Below are 25,591 nucleotides of genomic sequence, written 5' to 3'. Positions count from 1 at the left end.
TAGGGGACACATAATGACCATTGGTATCGTTTCCGCGGCCTATGTTGCCGCAGCCGTTCTATTCATCCTCTCCCTCGGTGGTCTTTCCGGGCAGGAAAGCGCCAAGCGCGCCGTCTGGTACGGCATAACAGGCATGGGTCTTGCCATTGTCGCCACGGTCTTCGGACCTGATGTCGGCAACTGGTTCATCGTACTTCTGATGCTGGCGGGTGGCGCCGTTCTCGGCTACTTCGTCGCAAACCGCGTGCAGATGACCGAGATGCCGCAGCTTGTTGCAGCACTTCACTCCTTTGTCGGTCTGGCCGCCGTCTTCATCGGCTTCAACGCCCATATCGAGGAAGCGCATGTCGCCTCGCTCGATGAGACGGCGCGTTCCCTGTTGACAGGCTTTTCCGCCCTCCTCGCCCATAAGACGCCGGTAGAACTGGCAATCATGAAGGTCGAGGTCTTCCTCGGCGTCTTCATCGGCGCCGTCACCTTCACCGGTTCCGTCGTCGCCTTCGGCAAGCTTGCCGGCAAGGTGGACGGCAAGGCGAAGAAGCTTCCGGGCGGACACGTCCTCAATGCCGGTGCCGCGATCCTGTCGCTCGTCCTGCTCATCATGTATTGCAACGGTGCTGGCGCATGGACGCTGGTGCTGATGACGCTTGCCGCCTTCTTCATCGGCTATCACCTGATCATGGGTATCGGCGGCGCAGACATGCCTGTCGTCGTCTCGATGCTGAACAGCTATTCCGGCTGGGCGGCGGCCGCCATCGGCTTCACGCTCGGCAACGATCTCCTGATCGTTACCGGTGCGCTTGTCGGCTCCTCGGGTGCGATCCTGTCCTACATCATGTGCAAGGCCATGAACCGCTCCTTCATCTCGGTCATCCTCGGCGGCTTCGGCGGCACGACGGGTCCGGCGATGGAAATCGAGGGCGAGCAGGTGGCAATCGATGCCGAAGGCGTGGCATCAGCGCTGAACGACGCTGACAGCGTCATCATCGTGCCCGGTTACGGCATGGCGGTGGCACAGGCACAACAGGCCGTTTCCGAACTGACCCGCAAGCTGCGCGCCGACGGCAAGACCGTGCGTTTCGCCATCCACCCGGTTGCGGGTCGTCTTCCCGGTCACATGAACGTGCTGCTCGCCGAAGCAAAGGTGCCCTACGACATCGTGCTGGAAATGGACGAGATCAACGACGATTTCCCCAATACCGACGTCGTCATCGTTATCGGCTCCAACGACATCGTCAATCCGGCAGCACAGGACGATCCCAACTCGCCCATCGCCGGCATGCCGGTTCTGGAAGTATGGAAATCCAAACTGGTCATCGTTTCCAAGCGCGGCCAAGGCACGGGCTATTCCGGCATCGAGAACCCGCTGTTCTACAAGGACAACACCCGCATGTTCTACGGCGATGCGAAGAAGTCGATCAACGATCTTTTGCCGCTGATCAAGTGATGAAAAAGGGTGTTTCCGGGATACCGGAAACGCCCTTCTTACTGACGTGAAAAGAAAGCTCCGCCGTCATCCTCGGGCTTGTCCCGGTTGCAGATCCTCGGGACAAGCCGGAGGATGGCGGCGCGCAAATAGCTGATCGTGAGTTAAGGGTATCAACCGGCCCCAGACACCGCTCTCAAAGCACCCGGTAACGCCGGTTGAAATACATCAGTGCTTCGTCGCCCTCATTGATCTTCATATCGACGACATCGCAGATCAGGATATCGTGCGTGCCGCCATCATGTGCCTCGCGAATGCGGCAATCGAAGGAGACCAGTGCGTCTTCCAGAACAGGCGAGCCGGTTTCGAGCACGCCCCAGCTTCCGGCAGCGAAACGTTCTTCCGCCGGTGTCTTGCCGCCGAACAGGGTGCTTAGTACCTCGTGCTTCGAAGCAAGCGTGTTGACGCAGATGACGCCATTGCCCTTCACCACATTATAAGCGGAAGAGCCGCGGTTGAGGCAGACGAGAAGCGTGGGCGGATTGTCGGAAACGCTGCAAACGGCCGTCGCTGCAAATCCCGCACGGCCTGCCGCACCGTCCGTGGTGACGATGTTGACTGCCGCACCGAGCCGCGCCATGGCATTTCTATAATCGAGGCTGCGTTCCTGTGCAGTCTTCGTCTCCATTTCCGCTTCCTTTTCAAGAGACATCATCCGCATCTAAACCATCCTTCCTTAACAGGCCCTCAAGCCAGAACACAGGCGTCTTCGAACGCAAGTCGCGGCAGGCGGCCGAACAGCTTCGACGGATCGCCGTAACCAAGATTGATGAGGAAATTGGATTTCCACGTCGTACCCGCAAAAAATGCGGCATCCACCTTGCCCTTGTCGAAACCGGACATGGCTCCGGTATCAAGCCCGAGCGCGCGGGCGGCAAGAATGAGATAACCGGCTTGCAGCGTGGCATTGCGGAATGCCGTTTCCTCGGCCATCGCCGCACTGGAGGTGAACCAGGAACGCGCATCGGCATGGGGAAACAGCACCGGCAGCTTCTCGTAAAATTCGCTGTCGATGGCAGCGATGACCGTGACGGGTGCTGCCATGGTCTTTTCCAGATTGCCCGAAGAAAGCGCCGGCCTCAATTTTTCCTTGGCTTCCGGGCTGCGCACGAACACGAAACGCGCCGGCGAGCAATTGGCCGAAGTCGGCCCCATCTTCGTCAGGTCATAAAGCGCTGTCAGCGTTTCATCACCGATTGGCTTGTCCATCCAGCCATTGTGGGTGCGTGCCTCAGTGAAAAGTGTTGCCAATGCAGCGTCGTCCAATGCTCTCGTCATTTTACTCTCAAATCCCGTCAGAATGTTTGTGTTGCCGGTAGCAGAAACTGCAAAAGCCGCGCGTTGAAAAGGTCAGAATCGGTGATATTGACCGCATGCGCTCCGAAATCGAGAAGGCAAAGCTCGCTTTGCGGCAAACCTTCCGCAAGACGCAGCGACCGGGTATAGGGCACCAGAAGATCGTCCCTGGTTGCCACTACCAGAACCGGATTGCCGATCTCGCCGAGGCGCGCGTCGATATCAAAGGCCCGGAGCGCCGCGATGCGCCGAAGCACATTCGCCCTGCCCTGAAAATGCGCGACGCCATGCGCATCGTCACGTGCCAGCCGCTCTTGATGCTCTGACATCCAGGCCGCCGGATAAAGAAACAGCGGCTGGGCTTTTACGAAAGCCTCGACACCGGATTTTTCCAGAAGCTCGATCCGCACATCGAAGCAGCGCCCGGAATGCGGATCGGCCTTGCTCCAGGCATTGATAAGAACAAGCCTGTCGATGAGGCCGGGCTTGCGAAGCGCGATATCGAGTCCGATCAGACCGCCAAGCGCATGGCCCATGAAGTGAAATTTTTCGAGGTTCAGCGCCGAGACGATCTCAAGCACATCATCGGCCATCGCCGATATGCCGCCATCTGCCGGCACCTCGCCGCCGGTCCGGCCAGTTCCGCGATGGTCATAGGTAACGATCCGGAAATGGCTGGAAAGGGCCTCGATCTGCGGCGCCCAATAGGCGCCCGATCCACCCAGCCCCGATGACAGCAGGATAGTGGGCGCCTCAGGCTCGGCCCGGCCATGAACCTCGAAATGCATCATTTTGCCGTTTCGCCTTACTTGCCGATATGTGCGACGGTGGCGATTTCCACCAGTGCATCAGGCTTTACGAGGCCGCACTGGATGCAATAACGCGCGGGCTTGTCGCCGGGGAAATATTCGGCATAGACCGTGTTCACGGCCTGATAATTCGCCCAGTCGGTGATGAAGATGTGGTTCATCGTTACGTCCTCCATCGTGCCGCCGGCGGTCTCAATAACGGATTTGATGGTTTCCAGAACATGGCGTGTCTGGGCGCTGGCATCGCCCACATGCACGACATTATTGTCCTTGTCGAATGGCAGCGTTCCGGAAACGTAAACCACGCCATCGGCAAGGGTTCCCGGCGAAAAAGGGGCGATGGGTTTGCTTGTACCGGCAGGCACGACGATCTTCTTCGGCATTTCATTCTCCTCTTTGTGTTTGGGGATCAATCCCTGACGGGTGCGGCCTGCGAGATGACGCCGCAGAAATCATTGACGGTCGCCACCCAGCCGAAAAATTTCTCGACATTGTAGACCGTCGCCTGCTGGATATAGTCCGGGCCCAGATGGTGCGTGGCATCCTCCAGCATCACCCCGAAATATTCGAGATGGAAAGCGTCGCGCAGCGAGCTTTCGACGCAGACATTGGTGGCGATGCCGACGAACACCAGATTGCGGATGCCGCGGGCGCGCAGGACGCTGTCCATATTGGTGTTAAAAAAACCGCTGTAACGCGTCTTCGGCACCAAGATATCGCCGGGCTGGGGCTGCAACTCGTCAACGATGGCATAGTCCCATGTGCCCTTGGCCAACAGCTGGCCCTGCAATTCCGGCCTTTTGCGCATCGTCTTTAGCGCGTTGGACTTGTGCCAGTTGGGCGAACCCGGCCCACCGGCCTCGACATAATCCTTGTCCCAGCCATTCTGGAAATAGATGACCTGAACACCTGCCGCCCGCGCTGCATCCAGCGTCTTCTTGATGTTGGCGATGGTGCCCTTGGCGCCGGAAATATCGAACCCGGCAAGATCGACATAACCGCCCTCGGTCGAATAGGCGTTCTGCATGTCGACCACGACAACGGCGGTCTCGCTGGGCTTGAGGGTAATCGGCTCCGGCCTTGCGGGAAGTGTGACACTTTCCGAACGGCTTTCCGGCCCCTTGTAACCCGCCACGACGGCTTCACTCATTCCGCTGCCTCCAGTTCGGCCAGCACATGCTGGCGGCTCTTCATCAGCGGCTGTACATATTTGCCGAATTTTTCGACGCCTTCGAGAAAATCGTCAAAGGTCAGCATCACGCCACCCGTTCCCGGCACTTCGCTCATTTCATCCAGCATCGCCGCCACTTCCTCATAGGAGCCAATCAGCGTTCCCATGTTGATATTGACGGCCGAGACGGGATTGGACATGTGCCGGACATTGGTGTCAGAGCCGGACTTGGTGTCGACAGAACTCTGCAGGCCGAGCCACTTGATCGCGTCTTCATCCGCGCCCGCCTTGTAATGCTCCCACTTCGCCCAGGCATCCTCGGATTTTTCTTCCGCGAGGATCATGGTCAGCACGACGGATTTAACCTCGCGACCCGACTTTTCCGTTGCCGCCAGAAGTCGTTCATTGGTGGGTGCAAAAGCCTTTGGCGTATTGACGCCGACGCCGAAGCAGAAGCTGTAATCGGCGAATTTGGCAGAGAACGCCATGCCGGAATTGGAGGAACCGGCGCAGATGAGCTTCACATCCCCCTGCGGCACCGGCTTCATGCGGCAATCATCCATCTGGAAGAACTTGCCCTTGAAGTCCGACTGCCCTTCCGTCAGCAACTCTTTCAGCACGGAGGTATATTCGCCGAGATATTCATAGCGATCACCGAAATAATCGTCGCCCGGCCAAAGCCCCATCTGGCTGTATTCAGGACGCTGCCAGCCGGTAATAAGGTTGATGCCGAAACGCCCGCCGGAAATGGAATCGATCGTCGTCGCCATGCGCGCAACGATGGCCGGCGGCATGACAAGCGTGGCGGCGGTGCCGAACAGCTTGATCTTGGAGGTCACGGCGGCGAGGCCCGCCATTAGGGTGAAGGATTCCAGATTATAATCCCAGAACTCGGTCTTGCCGCCAAAGCCGCGCAGCTTGATCATCGACAGCGCGAAATCGAAGCCGTACTTTTCCGCCTTCAGCGTGATTTCCTTGTTCAGGTCGAAGCTTGGCTTGTATTGCGGCGCGTTCTCGGAAAGTAGCCACCCATTATTCCCGATCGGTATAAAAACACCAACTTCCATCTTGCTGTTCCCTTTTTTGGCATCAGGCGTTTTCCTGATTTGAAGAAAGAGTAGCAGGTTCCGTGCCAGACGAAAAAAAATAATTTTATCAATTGGATAATTTTTTGGAGGCCAATTTCTTTTTACCAAAAGATAAAAATTTTATCATTTGGTAAATTAATATGCCTGTTTATTCGGCAAATATCGAACGCAATGTGCGGGAAATGAGCGGCTCTTACAATGGTCGCGAAGCGTTGCACGACAGCCGAAAACCACTCCTCCGTCACGCCGGACTTGATTCTGTATCCAGCCGCGGCCCGTCCGCGCCGCCAATAGAGCCCCGCGCGATCAAGCACTTGATCGCACTAGATCCCGGACCAAGCCCGGGGTGACGGCGTGAGGATGCTAAGGCGAGGTCAGCACGAATGTGCAACGAGGCATTTCAAGCGCTGTGAAGACAACCAGCGACAAGCTATGCCAAAACCTCAACCGAGGCGTTGCTGCGCGTAGGCATGCACGGCCCTGAAGGCGGCTTCGGCGCCGGCGACGACCCGCTCCTCTTCTTCGATGGTCAGCGAAATTTCATCGAGCGCGGCCGTAAAGGTACGCCAATGCAGGCCGCGCCCTTCCGGAGCGCCGGCCAGATGGCGCGCGCCGAATTCTTCGGTGAGGCCAAGCTTGGCTGCGTCTTTCAGAAGGAAAGCCGCGCCGAGGTTCGAGCCTTCGACCACATAAAGCCAGCCCATGGCCTCAGGTAGATCGAACGGCGTTTCGCTGGTAAAGCGCGGCTCGTTTGTTTCAGGAATGGCGTGTCCCAGATCGGCAAGGTCCTGCTCTATCATGGAGAGACGGCGACGACCCTTAAGATCAGGCAGCAGGCCATCAAGCGTTTCATTGGAGAAAAACGCATCGAGGTCGCGATGGAAAAGATATTGCGTTTCCACGAATTTGCCGAAGTTCTCCCGGCTCTCGAACGGCTTCGCTGCCATGATGAAGGTATCGAGACCACCATGCGCGCCACGCGTGGCAGCCCTCAGGCGCTTCACGCGGCTCTGCTCGATCTCTTCCACAGGCGCTGATGGCTCCACAATGGTCATGACGCTTCCCTTTATCCCATATTCAGATTGCCTGATAAAAATCTTTACTTAAACAGTCAAATTTATTTTAGCATTTTTCCTGTGCATCGCTAAAAAATGGCATTCGCGTAAACCGGTGTAAACATTCCATGCCCCACCGGGCGCAACAAAGATCCTGAGGCAGCTTTAGAAGCCAATTCCCCCCGTTCCAGCCTACCGAACAATCATTCTGTAATTACCGCTTTACAACTAACATGTCAGTGTGCCATCAATCTGCAGCCATCTTGGAGGAGCATCTTAATTGACCCAGAAATTCGGCCTTTCGGCAGCACTGACGACCCCTTTCAAAACTGACGGAACCGTCGATACAGACGCCATGATCGCGCATGCCCGCCGTTGCCTTGCAAATGGTTGCGACAGCGTGACACTCTTCGGCACCACCGGCGAGGGATGCTCCGTCGGCAGCCGCGAACGGCAGGTCATTCTCTCCCGCTTCATTGAGGCAGGCATTGCGCCTTCCCGTCTGGTCACCGGCGTTCTCGTGGATTCCATCGAGGATGCAGCCGACCAGTCCGCCGAGGCCCTGAACGCAGGTGCCCGCAATATTCTTCTCGCCCCACCATCCTATTTCAAGAATGTCAGCGATGACGGCCTGTTTGCCTGGTTCTCGGCGGTTTTCGAAAAGATCGGCAAGGGCGCGCGCGACATTCTCGTCTATAACATCCCTTCCGTAACCATGGTAACATTGTCGGTCGAACTGGTGGGGCGGCTGAGACAAGCGTTTCCGGGCATCGTCACCGGCGTGAAGGACTCCTCAGGCAACTGGAGCCACACAGAGCGCCTGCTGAAAGAACACGGCGATCTCGCCATTCTGATCGGCGATGAGCGTGATCTGGCCAAGGGCGTTCGCCTGGGCGGTCAGGGAGCCATCTCCGGCGTTGCCAATTTCCTGACGCAGGAAGTCCGCGCCATGGCCGTTGACGGCAAGGACGATGCGCGCATCGTCGATCTTGTTGTGGAACTTCTGAAATTTCCGGTTACGCCCGCCGTCAAGGTGCTGGTATCACACACGACAGGGGAAAATATCTGGTCTGACGTGCGCGCGCCGCTCGTTGCCATTTCACCGGAGGGCCGGCGGCAGATCGAAGGCGCTTTCGACGCGCTGTTTCGCAAACAGGCCGCCTGAACAGACCTTGAAAGGTTGAGCATGGACGATACCGGCGAACAGACATTGCGGGAACGGGCGTATGAAAGCTTTACGCATCACCTTCTCTCGCGCGACGTTCGCCCTGGGCAATTCATCTCGCAACGCCGCCTCGTGGAATTGACGGGTCTGCCGCTGGGCGCGATCCGGGAAGCAATTCCACGGCTTGAGGCGGAAGGTCTGATCAAGACTGTGCCGCAGCGGGGATTGCAGGTCGCCCATATCGACATCAACCTCATCCGCGAGGCGTTCCAGTTCCGGATCTTTCTCGAGAAGGAGGCCGTGGCGCTCTTTACGCGTTCGGCCTCGGACGAGACCATCGCCAAGCTGTTGAAACAGCACCGCGATATCGTCGAGGCGACGGAAAACGGTGGGGAATCGCCGGAGCTGGACCAGCACGCGCAGCAGGTGGACTGGGGCATGCACGACGCCTTCATCGATAGTCTCGGCAATTCGATCATCTCGAACGCCTACAGGGTCAATTCCATCAAGATGCGCCTCATCAATCAGGAGCGCTTTCGCATCGCAGGCCATGTCAAATCGGTGATGAAAGAACACCTCGCCATTCTCGAAGCCATTGAGAAGCGATCCGTCGAAGACGCCGTGGAGCGGCTGACCGCCCATATCCGCAACGCAAGGGACAGGGCGCTGGCAGTATAGGGCAATTCCGTTAGGGCAGAAGAAAGGTCCTGGCCGGAATTGCATGAAAATAAGCAACAAGCCGGAGGTGAGGAGAATTTCCGGCTAACTGGAGGAGAACTGAAATGACGCATTCATTGCTCAACCCAACGCGTCGCGCCTTTCTGGCAGGCACGGCAGCGATCGGTGGCAGCGCGGTGCTCGGCATCCGCCCCGCATCGGCGGCGGTGAACTGGAAAAAACACGCCGGCACCACGCTTGAAGTCAACCTGGTTAAAAGCCCGCGCAGCGAAACGCTGATCAAATATCTGGGCGAATTCGAGGAACTGACCGGCATCAAGGTCAATGCCGAAGCAACGCCTGAACAGCAGCAGCGCCAGAAGGTGGTAATCGAGCTTTCCTCCGGCAAGCCGAGCTTCGACGTCGTTCATCTGAGCTACCACGTGCAGAAGAGACAGTTCGAAAAAGGCAAGTGGCTGGCCGATATCAGCGGCTTCCTGAAGGACCCGTCGCTGACCGATCCGTCCCTCGTCGAAAAGGATTTCGCCGAAGCCGGCATGCTGTTTGCCAAGGATAGCGACGGCGTGCTGCGCTCGCTGCCCTTCTCGGTGGATTACTGGATCGTCTACTGGAACAAGGAACTCTTCGAAGCCAAGGGCCTGAAATACCCTGAGACCTTCGAGGAACTGGTGACGGCAGCGGAAAAGATCACCGATCCCGCAACCAACACCTACGGTTTCGTCGCCCGCGGCCTGAAGAACGCCAATACCCCGGTCTGGACTTCGTTGATGCTGGGCTACGGCGCAAAGCCGATCGGCGCGGACGGCAAGGTCGACACCGAATCCAAGGAAGCGGTCGAGGCAGCGAAACTCTATCAACGCTTGATGACCAAAGCCGCCCCTCCCGGCGTTTCCGGCTTCAACTGGGCCGAAGCGCAGTCTGCCTTCCTTCAGGGCAAGATCGGCATGTGGTTCGATGGCGTCGGTTTTGCACCGCCGATCGAAAACCCGGAAAAATCCCGCGTTGTCGGCAAGGTCGGTTACGGTGTCATGCCGAAGGGCCCGGCTGTACAGGCGGCCGGCACCTTCGGCGATGGCCTCGGTGTCGTCGAAGCCAGCAGCAAGAAGGAAGCGGCCTACCTCTTCTGCCAATGGGCGATTTCGCACGACATGGGCGCGCGCCTGTTGCAGGCGGGTGCAGGCGTTCCGTTCCGCCAGTCCATCCTCGAAGACCAGAAGGTGCGTGAGGGCGTGAAGATGCCGGCCGCTTGGCTGGATGCGGTCGTCGGTTCCGGCAAGGTCTCGCAGCTTGCCCTGCCGGTCATCATTCCGGTCACGGAATTCCGCGACATCTACGGCGTCGGCCTCACCAACATGATCGGCGGCGCCGACCCGGCAGCTGAGCTGAAAAAAGCGACGGAACAGTTCGCACCCGTTCTGGCGCGTAGCGAGGGATAATGGCCTCCGTGAGCATCGAAAACACCAAAACAGGCGTCAGCCGGAAAGAAAGGAGCAGGCCCGCAAGGCTTGCTCCCAACTACTGGCCTTTCGTCATACCGGCACTTGTCGTTATCTCGGCGGTGATCGTTTTTCCGTGGGTCTTCACCCTGTGGATGAGCGTGCATCGCTGGACGCTCGGACAGGAGCAGAGCTTTATCGGTTTCGATAACTATATAAGGCTCGCAAGCGACGTGAGGTTCTGGGAATCGCTCTGGCACACCCTCATCTATACCGTGCTGTCGGTCGTCGCTCCGCTGTTTCTGGGAACATTGGCGGCGCTGGTTTTCGATGCGCAGTTTCCGCTGCGCGGTTTTCTGCGCGGCGTGTTCGTGATGCCGATGATGGCGACCCCGGTCGCCATCGCGCTCGTCTGGACCATGATGTTCCACCCGCAGCTCGGCGTTCTGAACTATCTCTTGTCCTTCATCCATATCGGACCGCTGGAATGGATCTACAACCAGTCCACCGTCATCCCCTCGCTGGTGCTGGTGGAAACCTGGCAATGGACGCCGCTCGTCATGCTGATCGTGCTCGGCGGGCTGGCTGCAGTACCCCGCGAACCCTATGAAAGCGCCGAAATCGACGGTGCCAACGCCTGGCAGAAGTTTCGTTACCTGACCATGCCGATGATCGCGCCGTTCCTGATGATCGCCGTCATCATCCGCTCCATCGATGCCGTCAAAAGCTTCGACATCATCTACGCGATGACGCAGGGCGGCCCTGGAACGGCCTCGGAAACCATCAACATCTACCTCTACAACACGGCGTTTTCCTACTACGACATCGGTTACGGCTCGGCCATGGCCGTCGTCTTCTTCATCATCATCGTGGCGCTGTCCTTTGTGCTTTTGATGGTGCGCCAGCGTGCGCAATGGAACGAGATGGAGGATCGCTGATGGCTCGCCAATTGCTCAAACGTAAAAACCTCGACCGCATCGGCCTGTTTTTCGTGGCGCTGGTGATGATTTCGCCTGTCATCCTGTTCTTCATCTGGATGATTTCGCTATCGCTGAAATATGAAATCGACAACGGCGCCTATCCGCCGATCCTCATCCCCGAGCGTTTCGCATGGTCGAACTATGTGAAGGTGTTCGAGGAGAATAATTTCTTCCTCTATTTCTGGAATTCGGTGCTCGTCACCGGTGCGGCCACCATTCTGGCGCTGGTGATCGGCGTGCCTGCCGGTTACGGCATCGCCCGGCTGAAGGCGGAAAAGTCGGCTGTCGTCATCATGATCGCCCGTATGACGCCCGGCCTCTCCTTCCTCATTCCGCTATTCCTGCTGTTCCAATGGCTGAACCTGCTCGGCACGCTCTGGCCGCAGATCATCATCCATCTCGTGGTGACGGTTCCGATCGTGGTCTGGATCATGATCGGTTATTTCGAAACCACGCCGAAGGAACTGGAAGAAGCGGCAAGCATCGATGGCGCATCCTCCTGGCAGGTGTTCCGGCTGGTGGCGCTGCCGATTGCCAAGCCCGGCATCGTCGTCTCCTTCATTCTGGCGGTCATCTTCTCGTGGAACAACTTCGTCTTCGGCATCGTGCTGGCCAGCCGTGAAACGCGCACCCTGCCGGTGGCGGTCTACAACATGCTGTCCTTCGAACAGGTGAGCTGGGGACCGCTTGCCGCAGCCGCGCTGATCGTGACGCTGCCGGTGCTGCTGCTCACCATGTTCGCGCAGAAACAGATCGTGGCGGGCCTGACCGCCGGCGCCGTCAAGGGCGGCTGAATCAACCAATTAAAAATACGGGAACCAAAAACATGGCACCGGTCAATATTCTAAACGTCCAGAAGCGCTTCGGCGCGGTCAATATCATCCACGGCATCGATATCGATATCAAGGATGGCGAATTCGTCGTGCTGGTCGGCCCGTCCGGCTGCGGCAAATCCACCCTGCTGCGCATGATTGCGGGGCTTGAGGAAGTCAGCGACGGCGAAATCCACATCGGCACACGCGAGGTCAGCAACCTGCCCGCCCGCGACCGCGATATCGCCATGGTCTTCCAGAACTACGCCCTTTATCCGCACATGACGGTGAAGGATAATATGGGCTTCGCGCTGAAGCTGAAGAAGGTGAGCGCCGACGAAACCAAGGCCAAGGTCGACAAGGCTGCCGCCATTCTGGGGCTGGACAAGCTGCTGGACCGTTATCCGCGCCAGCTTTCCGGCGGCCAGCGCCAGCGTGTAGCCATGGGACGCGCGCTGGTGCGCGATCCGCAGGTCTTCCTGTTTGACGAACCGCTGTCAAACCTCGACGCCAAGCTGCGCGTGCAGATGCGCGGCGAGATAAAGGCCATGCACCAGCGCATCGGCACCACCACCATCTACGTCACCCACGACCAGGTGGAAGCCATGACCATGGCCGACAAGATCGTGGTGCTGCATGACGGCGTGATCGAGCAGATCGGCGCGCCGCTCGAGCTTTACGACCGCCCGGCCAACCTCTTCGTTGCCGGTTTCATCGGTTCGCCTGCGATGAACTTCATTCGTGGACGCGTCGAAGAAGGCGTGTTCCGCACCGTGAAGGGCTTAAGCCTTCCCCTGCCCGCCAACAGCGATATTGCCGCACTGGGCGGCCGCGACCTCGTCTACGGCGTGCGGCCGGAACATATCCGTGCAGCAAGCGGCGGTATCGAAGGCCGGGTCGAACTGGTCGAAGGCACCGGCTCGGAAATCTACGCCAAGCTGAACTGCAAGGGCGACGAGATCGCCTGCTTGTTCCGCGAGCGGCTGGACGTGCGGTTCGGCGATACGATCAACATCGCCATCGACCCGGAAATGGTTCACCTTTTCGACAAGGCAACCGGCAAGCGCATCTAAGGCGCATGCCGAGTAAAATTGCGTAAGACAAAGACATAGGGTGACGGGCATGGACAGCCAACACGAGAGCCGCAAACATGTGCTGTGCGTGGGTGCAGCCGTGCTCGACACCCTGTTTCGCGTCCATGACATGCCAAAGGGCGAAGGCAAGGTCCTGCCTTGCGAAATGTTGCAGATCGCCGAGGGCATGGCATCCAGCGCAGCCTATGCGGTGCACCGCATGGGCGGGCGCGCCAGCCTTTGGGGTGCGGTGGGCGACGACGAGACCGGCACCCGTATCCTGCGCGATCTCGCCGAAAGCGGTATCGACACCACAGGCATGACAGTCGCCACGGGCGCACGCTCGGCACTCTCCACGATCATTATCGATGATCGCGGCGAGCGGCTGATCGTGCCTTTTTATGATCACAGGCTGCATGAGAAAAAGCGCTCCTGCACACCAGCGGACCTCGCCGCTTACGACGCCGTGCTGGTGGATGTGCGCTGGCCGGAACTGGCGCTCGAGGTTCTTGATGTGGCACGCGCGCTCGGCAAACACGCCATTCTCGACGGCGACGTCGCGCCGGTTGAAATCCTCGAAAAGCTCGCTCCCGCCGCAACCCACATCGTTTTTTCCGAACCCGCCGCCGCCCGGCTGACGGGGCTTGAGACGGTAGAGGACATGCTGCCGGTGCTGCACGCCCGCTACCCGCAAACCTTCATCGCCGTCACCGCCGGACCGGCAGGCTGCTGGTGGACGGAAGCTGGCGATCCCACTGTACATTTTCAGGAAACGATGCAGGTCAAGGCGGTGGATACGCTGGCGGCAGGCGACATTTTCCACGGCACCTTTGCGCTTGCCATAGCCGAAGGCATGGAGAGCCGCGCGGCCATCCGGCTCTCCTCCGTTGCGGCTGCCCTGAAATGCACCGTCTTCGGTGGTCGCATCGGGGCGCCCACACGCGAAGAGACCGAGGAAGCCATGCGGCAATGGCTGGAGCGGGAGCGTGAACGGGGACCGGCGCTACGCGCCTCCTGAGCGCATCCATTGCCCGCATAAAACTATTCCATTTTTGCGATGCCGTTTCCCGGCGAACTAGGCTAACGTCAAGTCAGAGCAAAGCTTTTCGCAAGCCGCGCTTGTTCCACCTTGAGCCTGCATTCCGCAAAAGTGATCGCCCGATGCATCAGACGACCCGCCCGAGACTGCGCGATATCGGCTTTAAGCCGGGCCGGTTCCAGACTGGCGCGCTCAACGCTATCACCGATGTCAAAGGTGTGCTTGTCGGCCACTCCACTGTGATCGAAGGCGACACGATCCGCACCGGCGCAACCGCGATCCTGCCGCATGGCGGCAATCTTTTTCAGGATAAGGTGCCCGCCGCCTTCGCCGTCTATAATGGTTTCGGCAAGTTTGCAGGCTCGACCCAGATCGAGGAACTCGGCGAACTCGAAACGCCTGTCATCCTCACCAATACGCTTGCAACCGGCCGGGCAATCGAGACGATCAACCGCCACACACTGGCGCAGCCGGGTAACGAAAAAGTGGTGTCGATCAATGCGGTCGTCGGAGAGACCAACGATTCCCGCCTCAACGACATCCGCGCTGGACGCCCGACCGTCGAGGAAATTTCGGCCGCGCTGAAAAACGCTGCCGCAGGCCCGGTGGCCGAGGGCGGCGTTGGAGCCGGAACCGGCACGGTGGCTTTCGGCATGAAGGGCGGCATCGGAACCGCATCCCGCATCGTCACCGTCGCGGGGGAGGCCTATACGCTCGGCGTTCTCGTGCAGTCCAATTATGGCGGCCATCTTCTCGTCTGCGGCAAACCCTATGTGAGCCCGGAGCACAAGGACAAGGACGGCTCGATTGTCATCATCATCGCAACCGATGCGCCGCTGTCGTCGCGCAATTTGAAGCGCTTGGCCGCTAGGAGCTTCGGCGGCCTCTCGCGCACCGGTGCTGCACTGAGCAATGGTTCCGGCGATTACGCGCTGGCATTTTCGACCAACGAGCGCCTTCGCCGCACGCCCGCACGCCGTAAGGCAGTTACAGACTATCCTGAGCTTTCCAACGATGCGATCTCGCCACTGTTCGAAGCTGCGATAGAGGCGACCGAAGAAGCGATCCTCAATTCGCTATGCGCGGCAACAACAACATCAGGCTTCAACGCTGGAACCGGCAAGGTCTCCACGGTCGAGGCCATTTCCATCGATACGCTTAAAACCCTTCTTTCAGCCTGACTTTTCCAGACGGAGTTTTCATGACTAGCCAATCCGGTCGCATCGTTTATCTCAACGGCGAATTCCTGCCCGAGGCGGAAGCCCGCCTTTCCATCTTCGACCGCGGCTTCCTGTTCGGCGACGGCATTTATGAAGTCACCTCCGTTCTCGAAGGCAAGCTGATCGACAGCGACCTGCACATGGCGCGGCTGGAACGCAGCGCCCGCGAAATCGACGTGCCGCTGCCGGTCACAACAAAGGAAATCGTCGAGGCCGAACGTCGCCTGATTGCCGACAACAACCTTGTCGAAGGCATGATCTACCTGCAACTGACGCGCGGCGCGGAAGACCGCAACTTCCTGTTTTCCGCCGATTTGAAGCCGACGCTGGTGATGTTCACGCAGGACAAGAAACTCGTCGGCACCGCCGTGGAAGAGGCCGGAATTGCGGTCAAATCCGTTCCCGACCAGCGCTGGGCGCGCCGTGATATCAAGACCGTCTGCCTGCTGCCGCAAGTGATGGCAAAACGCATCGCCAAGGCTGAAGGCTGCGATGAGGCGTGGATGATCGAGGATGGTTTCGTCACCGAAGGCGCATCCTCCACCGCCTATATCATCACCGGCGACAGGAAGATCATCACCCGCGGCAACAGCAACAAGACCCTGCCCGGCTGCACCCGCCTTGCCGCCCTGCAACTGGCCAAGGAGGCCGGTTTCACGCTGGAAGAACGGCCTTTCACGCTGGAAGAAGCGATGAACGCAGACGAAGCCTGCCTGACCAGCGCCTCCAACTTCGTGGTTTCGGTGACGAAGATCGATGGCAAGCCGGTGGGTGATGGCAAACCAGGCGCGATGGTGAAACGCCTGCGCGCTCTCTATCTCGAAAACGCCCACCGCACCGCGATCTGACCAGGATCAATCTTCGAGAACCGCCCATATGCGCTCGACAACTGGACGGCGGTTCTCCTTGGAACGATAAAGCCGGATATCCACGGCAATATCGAAACTGTGATCGGCGGCACGCACCAGCGCGCCGCTATCCAGCTCATGCCGCATCAGGCTTTCCGGCACCCAGGCAACACCCCATCCCGCCATCGCCATGGCTTTCAGCCCCACCGACATGCTGCCCTCATGCACCCGCTCGAATTTCGGCAGGCGCGCACTCAGGAGATCGCGCAAGAGCGGCCCGAAGAACGATGCTTTTTCGTAATCCAGATAGGCAAAGGGTTTTTTCGCGCCTTCCGTCAGGCTGTGCAGCGGCGCACCATCCTCCGCGGGGGCGGAAACGGGAATGATGTTTTCCGCGCCAAGCATGCGGAATTCGAAGGTCTGCGCATCGAGCAGCATCGGCACTTCGGGGTGGGCGTAGGTCAGAAGGAAATCGCTCTGCCCGTCCACCAGCGAATTGAGGTTCTCCTCCATGCTGCCGGAATCAGGCCGCAGAACCGAAAACAGCGGTCCCGCCTTCTCGTTCACCCGTTTCAGCCAGTCCGGGAAGAAGGTGAAAGACAGCGTGTGCAGCGCCGTCAGCCGCACTGTTCTGGCATCCTCGCCGTCTTCCTGCAACAGGGTGCGACGGGCGTGGTAAAGCTGCTTCAGGGTTTCCTGCGCCACCGGAACGAACTTCACCCCGGCCTCGGTCAGTCGTGAGGGATAGGAAGCGCGATCGACCAGCGTCGCGCCCACCCAGGCTTCCAGCTGCTTGATCCTCCGGCTGAAAGCGGATTGCGTCACATGCCGCTCTTCCGCCGCCTTCGAAAAATTGAGCGTTCCGGCCAGCGCCAGGAAATCCTCGAGCCATTTGATTTCCAAGGGCCTGTTCTCCCACAAAGATGTTGAACCGGCCTTTAGCTGGAACAAGGGTCTTTATTAGGAGCAATAGCAGCTGATTGAAACCCTCTTAAAGGCTTCTTGAATATTCGATCATTCGCGCCCGGCTCGCCACAAGCTCTATCCGGCTGTCGCTCAATTGATTGAGGCAGATGCGCTTCGTCCACGGCCCGTCCGAGAGCGTGAAGAGGAAGCGACCATTGCCGAGCGCCGTCAAAGGCATGGAGCGGCGCGTGGGACCGATGCCCATGGTCAGCGACGAACCGGAAATCGTAAATTCCGCCCCTTCGGTAGAGCGCCAAGATCCGGAAAGCTCATCGGGCACCGCATGGTCGCCAACCGGCAGGAACCGACGAGCGGCGTGGCCTGCCTCGCCGACGATCGCGTCGCCCTCGAGCCTCAGAAGCATCGGAGAGGATGCGGAGCGCGATGACACCCAGCCATCGGCATCTTCATAAAGCGTGTCGTCGCCATCGATGAAGGTCGAGGTACTGCCCTTGATCTCCAGCCACCACGGTCCGCTTTCGGTGACATAGATGCCTTCCGGCAAGCTGGCGGCGGGTTTGGGTAAAGGCAGACCGGTCAGGGCCGCCATGCTTTCCAGCGCAATCTTGAAGCCGTTGGTATCCTCGCGGTTCGATACCACGACGAAACCCGTGCCGTTTTCCGGATCGAGAAGGAAATACGTCTTGTAGCCGGGATGCGAACCGCCATGACCGACGAAACGTCTGTCGCCGAGATGTGACCAGCGCAGGCCGAGACCATATTCGCTCATCCGTCCATCGGCGAGCCGCCGCTCGGTGGAAAGCCCGTCCAGAACGCCGGCAAAGCTGCCCTCTCCCCGCATCAGCCCCTGCAGCCAGCGGGTCAGCGCTTCGGCACTGCCGGCAAGACTGCCCGAAGCGGAAATATGCAGCCCCGCCGCCGAAAGTTGCCAGTTGCTCTCAGCCTTCCAGTAACCCGGCACCAATCCGTCCACCGGATCATTCCAGACGTCCGGCGCCTTCAGGAAAACACCGAACGGTCCGGCAATTTGCGTCTGCACGAAATCGTCAAAACGGAAGCCATGGCGCTCCAGCGCCGCCTCGACCAGACGATAACCGGTATTCGAATATGAAACCTCGCTGCCGGCCGGAAAGTTCAGCCGGGTCAGCCGCGACAGATAGTCTAGAAGCGGGCCGGCCTTCGTTTCGGTGTAGACGGAAAGACCAAGCAGCGAGAGGCATTCGCGCGTGTCCGGCAACCCGCCGCTCATATCCAGCGCCTGCCCGACAGTGACGTCGCGGAGTGGCGATTGCAGCTCCGGCAGATGCTTGCCGAGCGGGTCGTCAAGCCCGATCAGATCGGAATGGGCAAGCACCATGGCACAGAAGGCATGTTTGGTGACGGAAGCGTAACGCACCACGCTTTTCGGCGTGAACGGCGCAAACGTCGAAAGGCTCTCAACCCCGCCCGCATGGGCAAAACGGATGCCATTGAGATCGAAACCGATCACCGCTCCGCCTGGCTCGTTGCCGGCCCATTGCGAGACGAAACTCTCGGCAAGCGTAGAAGCGGCGTTCCAGTCGAATTGCTGTGACATTGTTCGGTCTCGTGTCTTCGTGGGTCTTGTGGGAAGCCTCATACCGCTGCCGCGACCTTCTCCCCGGTGGGAAGAGGAAGCGAGCAGCACCCGCTCGATCTATGTGCGACGTGGGCTCAAGCCGGCTCTTCCAATCGGATACTCAGGCTGCGCAACTCTTCTGTATGCGGGTGTTTCGTGCGGCCTTCGCGCAGATCGCCTGCATTCAGCTGCTCGACCATTTCACCATTCAGCATCACGCCCACCTGTGGGCACAGATGCGCGATAACAGCCAGATTGTGGCTGACGAGGATATAGGTGAGGTTGCGCGCCGCCCGCAGATCCTGCAACAGGTTCAGGATTTCCGCCTGCACTGAAACATCGAGCGCCGAAGTCGGCTCATCGAGCAGCAGAACCTGCGGATCGGCAATCAAAGCACGCGCAATCGCCACGCGCTGACGCTGGCCGCCGGAGAGCTGGTGGGGGTAACGGAAGCGCACCGCCTGCGGCAGGGCCACATCCGATAGCGCCTGCTGGATGCGTTTTTCGATATTGTCCATGCCGTGCACCAACGGCAATTCGCTGAGGATACGGTCGATAGTCTGGCGCGGATGCAACGAACCATAGGGGTCCTGAAACACCATCTGCACCTGCCGGAAGAATTCCGGCGTGCGCTTCAGCGGCGCATCCTTGCCGGCAAAGGCAATGCGGCCTTCCCAGCTTTCATTAAGGCCGGCCATGGCGCGCAAAATGGTGGACTTGCCCGAGCCGCTTTCGCCAACGATGCCGAAGCTGCCGCCCTTTTCGACCGAAAAGGACACGCCCTTCACCACTTCACGGTCGCCGAACTTGATACGGAGATTTTCGACGTCGATCATAGGCTGGACCACGCTGCATCACGGTTGAGAACGGGAAGACGCTCGCGCGGATGCGTCAGCGAGGGAATGCAGTTCAAGAGACCCTGCGTGTAAGGATGCTGTGCTTTCAGGAGTTCGGAAGCTTTCAGTTCCTCCATCACCCGGCCGGAATACATGACAGCCACGCGGTCGCAGAAATGCGAGACTAGCGGCAGGTCGTGGCTGATGAGGATGAGACCCATGCCGCGTTCCGATACCAGCTCCTCGATCAGCCGCAGGATTTCCGCCTGCACCGTGGCATCGAGAGCGCTTGTCGGTTCGTCGGCGATCAGAAGCTCTGGATCAGGCGCCAGCATCATGGCGATCATGACACGCTGGCCCATGCCGCCGGAAACCTCGTGAGCGTAGGACGAAGCGACCTGGCGCGGATTGCGGATCTTCACCTGATCGAGCAGAGCGATTGCCGCCTCCATGGCCGCACGCTTGCTGCCGCCCTTGTGGGCGCGCCAGGCTTCCGCGATCTGTGCACCCATGGTCTTGACCGGGTTCAGCGAATATTTCGGATCCTGAAGGATGAAACCTGCCCGTTTTCCTCGGATCTGGCGCATCTGCTTTTCACTGGCGGAAAGCACGTCGATACCGTCGAAGGAGAGCTTGTCGGCCCTGATATCAGCATTGGAGGGCAGAAGCTTCATCAGCGCGCGCGCCGTGAGGCTCTTGCCCGAACCGGATTCACCGACGATGCCGAGCTTTTCTGTTCCGAGCTTCATGGAAACACCGCGCACCGCCTCGAAGCGGCTGGTGCGGGTCTGGAACGCGATCTTCAGATTTTCGATTTCGACCAGCATGGCTCAATGTCCCTTCGGGTCGAGCACGTCGCGCAGACCATCGCCAAGGAAGTTGAAGGCGAGCGAGACGAGGAAAATGGCGATGCCCGGAATGGTGGCGACCCACCATTGTTCGAAGATGAAGCGCTTGGCCGTCGCAATCATCGCACCCCATTCCGGCGAAGGCGGCTGCGCGCCCATGCCGAGGAAGCCGAGGCTTGCGGCGGTGATGATGATCGAGCTCATGTCGAGCGTGATGCGCACGATGAGGCTCGGCACGCAGAGCGGCGCGATGTGACGGGCGATGATGCGCCAGGCGGAAGCGCCTGTCAGCCGGTAGGCCGCAACGAAATCGCTGCCGCGAACCGTCATGGTTTCGGCGCGAGCGAGACGCGCATAGGGCGGCCAGGCGGTGAGCGCGATGGCGAGAATGGCGCTTTCGACGCCAGGCTTCAGCGCCGCGACGAAGGCAAGCGCCAGGATGAGGCGCGGGAAGGCCAGGAACACATCGGTCACCCGCATCAACACCGTATCGACGATACCACCGAAATAACCGGCGATGCAGCCGATGGCGAGACCGATCGGCGCAACGAGAACAACGACGGCAATGACCATGCCAAGCGTGACGCGACCACCATAGAGAATGCGCGAAAGAATGTCGCGACCCAGCTCATCCGTGCCGAACCAGTGCTCGGCACTCGGGAAGGCAAGGCGGTTGCCGAGGTTCTGCGCGGCCGGATCGTAAGGCGCGATGAACGGCGCCAGCAGCGACAGCGCAATGAAGATGATGATGATCGTGAGACCGACCACCGCCAGCGGATTGGACTTGACGTTCAGCCAGATGCGGTACCGGTTTCCCCAGGCAGCCTGCCTGCGGGAATGCGGCGTCTCATCCAGAGCCCAGTTTCTGAAAGTTGCTAACATCATCGAACGCGGGGATCCATTACTCGGTAAAGTACGTCTGCGAGCAGGTTGAGGCCGACATAGATCAGGCCGATCAACAGGGTCGCTCCGACGACAGGGTTCATGTCCGCGTTCATGAGCGAGACGGTGAGATATTGGCCAAGGCCCGGCCAGCTGAAGACGGTTTCCGTCACCACGGCACCTTCCAGAAGGCCGGCATAGGTGAGTGCGAGAACCGTGACGAGCTGTACGGCAACCGTCGGGAAGGCGTGCCCCCAGATAACGGTCATTGCCGAAAGCCCCTTGGCACGGGCGGTAATGACATATTCGCCCTTCAGCGCATCGATCATGAAGGCGCGTGTCATGCGGGTGATATAGGCCATGCTGAAATAGGCAAGGATACAGACGGGCTGCACCATATGGGCGATGGCGTCGTAAAACGCGTCCCAGTCGCCGGCAAGCAGCGTATCGACCGTCATCAGGCCCGTGACCGGCGAGATCATGCCGTCATAGATGATGTCCTGCCTGCCCGGTCCGGGTGCGACGCCAAGCGTGGCGTAAAATACCAGCAGCGAAATCAGCGCCAGCATGAAGACGGGCACGGAATGGCCGGCAAGGCAGACGACGCGGATGATCTGATCCGTCAACTTACCCTGCTTCACGGCGGCCCATACGCCGAGCGGAATGCCGATCAGCGCAGCGAGAATGAGTGCTGCCGTAGCAAGCTCGAAGGTGGCGGGGAAAACGCGCTTGATATCGATCCAGACCGGGTTGCGGGTCAGAATGGAATTGCCGAAATCACCGTGCAGCACTTGCGACACATAGTGGAAAAACTGAACGACCAGTGGCTGGTCCAGGCCCATTTCGGCCCGAACCCGCACAATGACGTCTTCAGGCGCGTTGTCGCCGACTGCCGCAATGACGGGATCGACAGGCATGACGCGCCCGATCAGGAAGGTGATGACCATCAACCCGAACAGCGTCAGAATGACGCTGCTCAGTGTCGACGATATGCTTTTGACGCGCTTGTTCAATGTTACGCTTTCTTAGCATCGTGGTAGGAATTGCCCTCGGAGAGAACGCCGAGTTCAAAGCCGGAAACGCCCTTGCGGAACGCGGCCGTCTTCGTCGTCTGGAACATGAAGACGAAGGGGCTGTTTTCCATGTGCTCGCGCTGCAGCGCTTCATAAAGCTCGATGCGCTTTGCCGGGTCCTTCTCGTCGCGGGCGGCTTCTGCCTTCGCGGCAAAGTCGTCGTTCTTGAAGCGCGAACGCCACAGGAAGGGCTTGGACTTGGCGTCGTCGCCATTGTCCTTGTTGATGTTGAAGACATCGGCATTGGAATGCGGATCGAAATAATCCGTGCCCCAGGCGGAAAGCGCCATCTGGTGTTCGCGGCCGCGCATCTTGGTCAGAACCTGACGGTTCTCGGCAGATTGCAGACGCACCTTGATGCCGATATCGGCAAGATTTGCCTGGATGGCCTGCGCCAGATCCGGGTAAGGCTGGGCGGAATAGTGATCCATGGTGATTTCGAAACCGTCGGCAAGACCGGCTTCCGCCATCAGCGCCTTGGCCTTTTCGACATCGCGCTGGTACGGCGTGTCGTTAACGGCGCCGGGGAAACCTTCCGGCTCGAAGCTCTGGTGAACCTTGTGCGTCAGCGGCACAATGTTTTCCTGCATGCCCTTATAGTCCAGCGCCCATTTGATGGCCTGCCAGACCTGTGGCTTGGCAAGGTTCTCATTGCCCTGATTGAGCGAGATCAGCACCAGCGAGGCGATGCTCTTGCGCTGCAACTCGATGTTGGCGTCGTTCTGGACGGTACGCAGCTGTTCCGAAGTCAGGTCGCGGGCAATGTCGATATCGCCCTTCTGCAACATCAGAAGCTGGGAAGACGGATCGGTGACATGGCGCAGGATAACGCGCTTGATGTTACCCTTGTAGGGGCCATTCGGGTTGACGGTGAGCGCTACGCTCTCGCTCGGCTTCCAGGCCTGCAACATGAAATCGCCGGAACCGGCGCTGTTTTTCTGCAGCCAGCCATTGCCGAGGTCTTCGCCCGAGGCATTTGCCAGCACGGCCTTCTTTTCAACGATCGCGCCGATATTGGCGGAGAGGCAATAGAGCAGGAACGAGATTGCGGTCGGCTTTGCCGTCGTCAGCTTCACCGTCTTTTCGTCGGCGGCAACGATGGTAGTTTCGGCATTGTCAGGCGTGAAGCCGAACTGGCCGATGATGAAGGCCGGGCTCTTGTTCATCTTGATGGCGCGCTGCAGAGAAAAGGCCACGTCTTCCGCGGTCACTTTCGCACCGCTCGAGAAGGTCGCATCGTCACCGATCACAAAGGTGAAAACCTTGCTTTCCGCATCGGCTTCCCAGGACTTCGCGATGACCGGATCGACCTTGGTGGAATCTTCACGGTTCGCCCGCACCAGCTTCTGGTACATGTTGGACATGATTTCACCGCCGACGGCTTCGAAACCCTCATGCGGATCAAGGCTCGTCATGTTGTCCAGCTGCTGCGCGACCACCAGAATATCCTTGGGCGTCGCAGCAAATGCCGGAATGTGCGCATAGGACAGGAACGGTACGGCAGCGCCGGCAATCAGCAGGTTGCGTCTTGAAATCATCGAAAATCCCCTTTCGGACCTTATTTTTCGGAAACGGTATGGGTTCGCCCCAATCCAGTCATTTTTTTTATGTTTTCCCGCGATTACCACGAGCAAACGAGGCGCGACCAATTCCAAATTTGGCAGAGCCTATGCACGGATTGCATTTGCTCCGACCTTGACCTTTCATCTACCAATTCTCAAAAGTCTGACGACCGCGCGCCCGCGCGCCGCCCGTATCCAAAGGTGAATGACCATGACCGATGAAAAAACCGTACCCGTCTTCGACGGCCACAACGACGTGCTTCTGCGGTTATGGCGATCGGGCAATACCTCTCCCGAAACGCTTCTCATCGAGGGTGATACGGTCGGCCACATCGACCTGCCGCGCGCCAGGAAGGGCGGGTTGGCCGGTGGCCTCTGCGCCATCTACGTCCCCTCGCCCAGCATGGAGAAGGACGCGAACGGCGACTTCACGACACCGGCTGAAGCGGACGCGCTGAAGGCGACGCTTGGCATGGCGGCCCTGCTGTTCCGCGCCGAGAAACAATCAGGCGGTGCGCTGAAAGTCTGCCGCACGGCCGCCGAGATCCGCAGCGCGATGGCAGAGGGCGCCTTTGCCTCCGTCTTCCATATCGAGGGCGCAGAAGCGATCGGCGCCGATCTGGATGCGCTGCATGTTCTCCACGAGGCTGGCCTTCGCACGCTCGGCCCGGTCTGGAGCCGCCCGAACATCTTCGCCTACGGCGTTCCCTTCCGCTTCCCGTCGACACCGGATATCGGCCCCGGCCTCACCGATGCCGGAAAACGGCTGGTAAAGACCTGCAACGAACTGAAGATCATGGTCGACCTGTCGCACATGAACGAACAGGGTTTCTGGGACATCGCGAAGATTTCGGACGCACCGCTGGTGGCGTCCCATTCCAACACCTATGCGCTGTGCAACCACAGCCGCAACCTGACGGACCGCCAGCTGGACGCGATCCGCGACACAGGCGGTCTTGCCGGCATCAATTTCGGCGTTCTGTTCCTGCGCCAGGACGGCGTGAAGAACCCCGCTACCGACCTTGGCGAACTGGTCCGCCATGTCGACTATATCGTCAACCGCATCGGCATCGATCACGTCGCACTCGGCTCGGATTTCGACGGCACCACCATTCCAGCAGCCATGAAGGATGCGGCCGATCTGCAATTGCTGGTCACAGCCCTACGCAACGGCGGTTATGACGACGCCGCACTCGCCAAGATCTGCCATGGCAACTGGGTTCGCGTGCTGGAGAAAACGTGGGGCGCGTAACGCGCCCCGACTTTGGCATTCTCCCCGGACTTCCGTGCCGGAGACATGAAGCGGCAGGCCTCAGGCCTTTGCCGCTTTCTTTTTGCCCGTGGACCGAAACGCCAGCAGGCCTGCGACCAGACCAGCAATGGCCCATTTGATCGGCAGTACATCCGCCGTCTCGCTACGGATCGGCAGAACGGTCACTGTTCCCGGACGCGATTCATATCCGGCCTGCCCGCCGGCCTTCGCATCAGCGATCTGCTGCGGCGAAACAACCCATTCGGCGCCCCGCATCTTGTCATAAGCCATGTAGCCGCCGCCCACCAAAAGGGCTGCGATCAGCGAAATTACTATTCTTGTAGGCATGTTCATATTGCATTTCCTTCAATTGAAAGAAGCGTTTAATCACATCAAACATCGCCTCCAAGCAATCGGAACGTTTAATTCACGGAGTTTTTGATCTAAAATTTGAACAT

26 protein-coding genes are annotated in these 25,591 nt (G+C 59.2%); 11 read left to right on the top strand and 15 right to left on the bottom strand.

The features are described from left to right. The first annotated feature begins 13 nt into the window (after positions 1 to 13). The gene (locus tag FB593_RS12405) at positions 14 to 1,447 is read left to right on the top strand and encodes an NAD(P)(+) transhydrogenase (Re/Si-specific) subunit beta (RefSeq protein ID WP_003514086.1); all 1,434 of its coding nucleotides are present in this window, start codon (positions 14 to 16) and stop codon (positions 1,445 to 1,447) included. 175 nt (positions 1,448 to 1,622) lie between these two features. Here FB593_RS12405 and rutF read toward each other — a convergent pair whose 3' ends face one another. The 7 genes from rutF to FB593_RS12370 all read right to left on the bottom strand — a co-directional run bounded on the left by rutF (position 1,623) and on the right by FB593_RS12370 (position 6,905). Beyond that, complete coding sequence (rutF, locus tag FB593_RS12400; RefSeq protein ID WP_003514088.1) at positions 1,623 to 2,147, bottom strand: NADH-dependent FMN reductase RutF; 525 nt, start codon at positions 2,145 to 2,147, stop codon at positions 1,623 to 1,625. A gap of 26 nt (positions 2,148 to 2,173) precedes the next feature. Next, positions 2,174 to 2,764, bottom strand: coding sequence for a malonic semialdehyde reductase (locus tag FB593_RS12395; protein WP_019565064.1), 591 nt, complete (start codon positions 2,762 to 2,764; stop codon positions 2,174 to 2,176). Between the two features lie 17 nt (positions 2,765 to 2,781). Further along, positions 2,782 to 3,573 (bottom strand): pyrimidine utilization protein D, encoded by a 792-nt coding sequence (gene rutD, locus FB593_RS12390; RefSeq protein ID WP_162691965.1) that lies wholly within the window; start codon positions 3,571 to 3,573, stop codon positions 2,782 to 2,784. A gap of 14 nt (positions 3,574 to 3,587) precedes the next feature. Further along, positions 3,588 to 3,974, bottom strand: coding sequence for a pyrimidine utilization protein C (gene rutC / locus FB593_RS12385; protein ID WP_003492069.1), 387 nt, complete (start codon positions 3,972 to 3,974; stop codon positions 3,588 to 3,590). 26 nt (positions 3,975 to 4,000) lie between these two features. Then, entirely contained in the window at positions 4,001 to 4,741 is a 741-nt protein-coding gene (gene rutB, locus FB593_RS12380; RefSeq protein WP_003514094.1) for a pyrimidine utilization protein B, read from the bottom strand. Further along, a complete protein-coding gene (gene rutA, locus FB593_RS12375) occupies positions 4,738 to 5,829 on the bottom strand; it encodes a pyrimidine utilization protein A (protein ID WP_003504013.1) in 1,092 nt (363 codons plus the stop codon). The genes rutB and rutA overlap by 4 nt, the downstream gene beginning before the upstream one ends. A gap of 464 nt (positions 5,830 to 6,293) precedes the next feature. Further along, the gene (locus tag FB593_RS12370) at positions 6,294 to 6,905 is read right to left on the bottom strand and encodes a biliverdin-producing heme oxygenase (RefSeq protein ID WP_003514096.1); all 612 of its coding nucleotides are present in this window, start codon (positions 6,903 to 6,905) and stop codon (positions 6,294 to 6,296) included. A gap of 280 nt (positions 6,906 to 7,185) precedes the next feature. Between FB593_RS12370 and FB593_RS12365 the strand changes: the two genes are divergently transcribed. The 9 genes from FB593_RS12365 (at position 7,186) to FB593_RS12325 (ending at position 16,156) form a co-directional block, all read left to right on the top strand. Beyond that, a complete protein-coding gene (locus tag FB593_RS12365; protein WP_003504010.1) occupies positions 7,186 to 8,070 on the top strand; it encodes a dihydrodipicolinate synthase family protein in 885 nt (294 codons plus the stop codon). Between the two features lie 21 nt (positions 8,071 to 8,091). Next, positions 8,092 to 8,748 carry a GntR family transcriptional regulator gene (locus tag FB593_RS12360; protein ID WP_003504009.1) on the top strand — a complete coding sequence of 219 codons (657 nt, stop codon included), beginning with the start codon at positions 8,092 to 8,094 and terminating at the stop codon, positions 8,746 to 8,748. 104 nt (positions 8,749 to 8,852) lie between these two features. After that, complete coding sequence (locus FB593_RS12355) at positions 8,853 to 10,184, top strand: ABC transporter substrate-binding protein (RefSeq protein ID WP_003514099.1); 1,332 nt, start codon at positions 8,853 to 8,855, stop codon at positions 10,182 to 10,184. Further along, positions 10,184 to 11,122, top strand: a complete 939-nt coding sequence (locus FB593_RS12350) for a carbohydrate ABC transporter permease (protein ID WP_019565060.1) — start codon at positions 10,184 to 10,186, stop codon at positions 11,120 to 11,122. Before FB593_RS12355 ends, FB593_RS12350 begins: the two co-directional genes overlap by 1 nt. Next, the gene (locus FB593_RS12345; RefSeq protein ID WP_003504003.1) at positions 11,122 to 11,958 is read left to right on the top strand and encodes a carbohydrate ABC transporter permease; all 837 of its coding nucleotides are present in this window, start codon (positions 11,122 to 11,124) and stop codon (positions 11,956 to 11,958) included. The genes FB593_RS12350 and FB593_RS12345 overlap by 1 nt, the downstream gene beginning before the upstream one ends. A gap of 32 nt (positions 11,959 to 11,990) precedes the next feature. Then, complete coding sequence (locus tag FB593_RS12340) at positions 11,991 to 13,049, top strand: ABC transporter ATP-binding protein (protein ID WP_065658642.1); 1,059 nt, start codon at positions 11,991 to 11,993, stop codon at positions 13,047 to 13,049. Between the two features lie 49 nt (positions 13,050 to 13,098). Continuing rightward, positions 13,099 to 14,067: a sugar kinase gene (locus tag FB593_RS12335; protein ID WP_145166639.1), complete on the top strand. Its 969-nt coding sequence runs from the start codon at positions 13,099 to 13,101 to the stop codon at positions 14,065 to 14,067. Between the two features lie 143 nt (positions 14,068 to 14,210). Beyond that, positions 14,211 to 15,269, top strand: coding sequence for a P1 family peptidase (locus FB593_RS12330; RefSeq protein ID WP_113472901.1), 1,059 nt, complete (start codon positions 14,211 to 14,213; stop codon positions 15,267 to 15,269). 20 nt (positions 15,270 to 15,289) lie between these two features. Beyond that, entirely contained in the window at positions 15,290 to 16,156 is an 867-nt protein-coding gene (locus FB593_RS12325) for a D-amino-acid transaminase (RefSeq protein WP_013636783.1), read from the top strand. Positions 16,157 to 16,162: 6 nt separating this feature from the next. Here FB593_RS12325 and FB593_RS12320 read toward each other — a convergent pair whose 3' ends face one another. The 7 genes from FB593_RS12320 to FB593_RS12290 form a co-directional block, all read right to left on the bottom strand. Further along, entirely contained in the window at positions 16,163 to 17,059 is an 897-nt protein-coding gene (locus FB593_RS12320; RefSeq protein ID WP_013636784.1) for a LysR substrate-binding domain-containing protein, read from the bottom strand. Positions 17,060 to 17,147: 88 nt separating this feature from the next. Then, a complete protein-coding gene (locus FB593_RS12315; protein ID WP_115064400.1) occupies positions 17,148 to 18,659 on the bottom strand; it encodes a serine hydrolase domain-containing protein in 1,512 nt (503 codons plus the stop codon). 116 nt (positions 18,660 to 18,775) lie between these two features. Continuing rightward, positions 18,776 to 19,516, bottom strand: a complete 741-nt coding sequence (locus FB593_RS12310; protein WP_003514115.1) for an ABC transporter ATP-binding protein — start codon at positions 19,514 to 19,516, stop codon at positions 18,776 to 18,778. Then, the gene (locus tag FB593_RS12305) at positions 19,513 to 20,343 is read right to left on the bottom strand and encodes an ABC transporter ATP-binding protein (RefSeq protein WP_003503986.1); all 831 of its coding nucleotides are present in this window, start codon (positions 20,341 to 20,343) and stop codon (positions 19,513 to 19,515) included. The genes FB593_RS12310 and FB593_RS12305 overlap by 4 nt, the downstream gene beginning before the upstream one ends. 3 nt (positions 20,344 to 20,346) lie before the next feature. Then, the gene (nikC, locus tag FB593_RS12300; protein ID WP_145166638.1) at positions 20,347 to 21,249 is read right to left on the bottom strand and encodes a nickel transporter permease; all 903 of its coding nucleotides are present in this window, start codon (positions 21,247 to 21,249) and stop codon (positions 20,347 to 20,349) included. Continuing rightward, positions 21,246 to 22,259: an ABC transporter permease gene (locus FB593_RS12295; protein ID WP_003514118.1), complete on the bottom strand. Its 1,014-nt coding sequence runs from the start codon at positions 22,257 to 22,259 to the stop codon at positions 21,246 to 21,248. Before FB593_RS12295 ends, nikC begins: the two co-directional genes overlap by 4 nt. Positions 22,260 to 22,261: 2 nt before the next feature. Next, positions 22,262 to 23,857 carry an ABC transporter substrate-binding protein gene (locus tag FB593_RS12290; protein ID WP_003514121.1) on the bottom strand — a complete coding sequence of 532 codons (1,596 nt, stop codon included), beginning with the start codon at positions 23,855 to 23,857 and terminating at the stop codon, positions 22,262 to 22,264. Between the two features lie 235 nt (positions 23,858 to 24,092). Between FB593_RS12290 and FB593_RS12285 the strand changes: the two genes are divergently transcribed. Beyond that, complete coding sequence (locus FB593_RS12285; RefSeq protein WP_003514123.1) at positions 24,093 to 25,133, top strand: dipeptidase; 1,041 nt, start codon at positions 24,093 to 24,095, stop codon at positions 25,131 to 25,133. A 60-nt stretch (positions 25,134 to 25,193) separates the two neighbouring features. Here the strand turns inward: FB593_RS12285 and FB593_RS12280 are convergent, their stop codons facing one another. Continuing rightward, positions 25,194 to 25,487 (bottom strand): hypothetical protein, encoded by a 294-nt coding sequence (locus FB593_RS12280; RefSeq protein ID WP_003514125.1) that lies wholly within the window; start codon positions 25,485 to 25,487, stop codon positions 25,194 to 25,196. Positions 25,488 to 25,591 lie beyond the last annotated feature (104 nt).

The sequence above is a fragment of the Rhizobium sp. SJZ105 genome, from assembly GCF_007828365.1.
Taxonomy (GTDB): domain Bacteria; phylum Pseudomonadota; class Alphaproteobacteria; order Rhizobiales; family Rhizobiaceae; genus Agrobacterium; species Agrobacterium tumefaciens.
Note: the sequence above shows the minus strand (reverse complement) of the source record. Positions and strands in the feature narration are given on the sequence as shown.

What these genes read in the sequence shown, in the direction of transcription:
- FB593_RS12405 (WP_003514086.1), top strand. Translation starts at nt 14, where the DNA reads ATGACCATTGGTATCGTTTCCGCGGCCTATGTTGCCGCAGCCGTTCTA.
- rutF (WP_003514088.1), bottom strand. Translation starts at nt 2,147, where the DNA reads ATGCGGATGATGTCTCTTGAAAAGGAAGCGGAAATGGAGACGAAGACT.
- FB593_RS12395 (WP_019565064.1), bottom strand. Translation starts at nt 2,764, where the DNA reads ATGACGAGAGCATTGGACGACGCTGCATTGGCAACACTTTTCACTGAG.
- rutD (WP_162691965.1), bottom strand. Translation starts at nt 3,573, where the DNA reads ATGATGCATTTCGAGGTTCATGGCCGGGCCGAGCCTGAGGCGCCCACT.
- rutC (WP_003492069.1), bottom strand. Translation starts at nt 3,974, where the DNA reads ATGCCGAAGAAGATCGTCGTGCCTGCCGGTACAAGCAAACCCATCGCC.
- rutB (WP_003514094.1), bottom strand. Translation starts at nt 4,741, where the DNA reads ATGAGTGAAGCCGTCGTGGCGGGTTACAAGGGGCCGGAAAGCCGTTCG.
- rutA (WP_003504013.1), bottom strand. Translation starts at nt 5,829, where the DNA reads ATGGAAGTTGGTGTTTTTATACCGATCGGGAATAATGGGTGGCTACTT.
- FB593_RS12370 (WP_003514096.1), bottom strand. Translation starts at nt 6,905, where the DNA reads ATGACCATTGTGGAGCCATCAGCGCCTGTGGAAGAGATCGAGCAGAGC.
- FB593_RS12360 (WP_003504009.1), top strand. Translation starts at nt 8,092, where the DNA reads ATGGACGATACCGGCGAACAGACATTGCGGGAACGGGCGTATGAAAGC.
- FB593_RS12355 (WP_003514099.1), top strand. Translation starts at nt 8,853, where the DNA reads ATGACGCATTCATTGCTCAACCCAACGCGTCGCGCCTTTCTGGCAGGC.
- FB593_RS12350 (WP_019565060.1), top strand. Translation starts at nt 10,184, where the DNA reads ATGGCCTCCGTGAGCATCGAAAACACCAAAACAGGCGTCAGCCGGAAA.
- FB593_RS12345 (WP_003504003.1), top strand. Translation starts at nt 11,122, where the DNA reads ATGGCTCGCCAATTGCTCAAACGTAAAAACCTCGACCGCATCGGCCTG.
- FB593_RS12340 (WP_065658642.1), top strand. Translation starts at nt 11,991, where the DNA reads ATGGCACCGGTCAATATTCTAAACGTCCAGAAGCGCTTCGGCGCGGTC.
- FB593_RS12335 (WP_145166639.1), top strand. Translation starts at nt 13,099, where the DNA reads ATGGACAGCCAACACGAGAGCCGCAAACATGTGCTGTGCGTGGGTGCA.
- FB593_RS12330 (WP_113472901.1), top strand. Translation starts at nt 14,211, where the DNA reads ATGCATCAGACGACCCGCCCGAGACTGCGCGATATCGGCTTTAAGCCG.
- FB593_RS12325 (WP_013636783.1), top strand. Translation starts at nt 15,290, where the DNA reads ATGACTAGCCAATCCGGTCGCATCGTTTATCTCAACGGCGAATTCCTG.
- FB593_RS12315 (WP_115064400.1), bottom strand. Translation starts at nt 18,659, where the DNA reads ATGTCACAGCAATTCGACTGGAACGCCGCTTCTACGCTTGCCGAGAGT.
- FB593_RS12310 (WP_003514115.1), bottom strand. Translation starts at nt 19,516, where the DNA reads ATGATCGACGTCGAAAATCTCCGTATCAAGTTCGGCGACCGTGAAGTG.
- FB593_RS12305 (WP_003503986.1), bottom strand. Translation starts at nt 20,343, where the DNA reads ATGCTGGTCGAAATCGAAAATCTGAAGATCGCGTTCCAGACCCGCACC.
- nikC (WP_145166638.1), bottom strand. Translation starts at nt 21,249, where the DNA reads ATGATGTTAGCAACTTTCAGAAACTGGGCTCTGGATGAGACGCCGCAT.
- FB593_RS12290 (WP_003514121.1), bottom strand. Translation starts at nt 23,857, where the DNA reads ATGATTTCAAGACGCAACCTGCTGATTGCCGGCGCTGCCGTACCGTTC.
- FB593_RS12285 (WP_003514123.1), top strand. Translation starts at nt 24,093, where the DNA reads ATGACCGATGAAAAAACCGTACCCGTCTTCGACGGCCACAACGACGTG.
- FB593_RS12280 (WP_003514125.1), bottom strand. Translation starts at nt 25,487, where the DNA reads ATGAACATGCCTACAAGAATAGTAATTTCGCTGATCGCAGCCCTTTTG.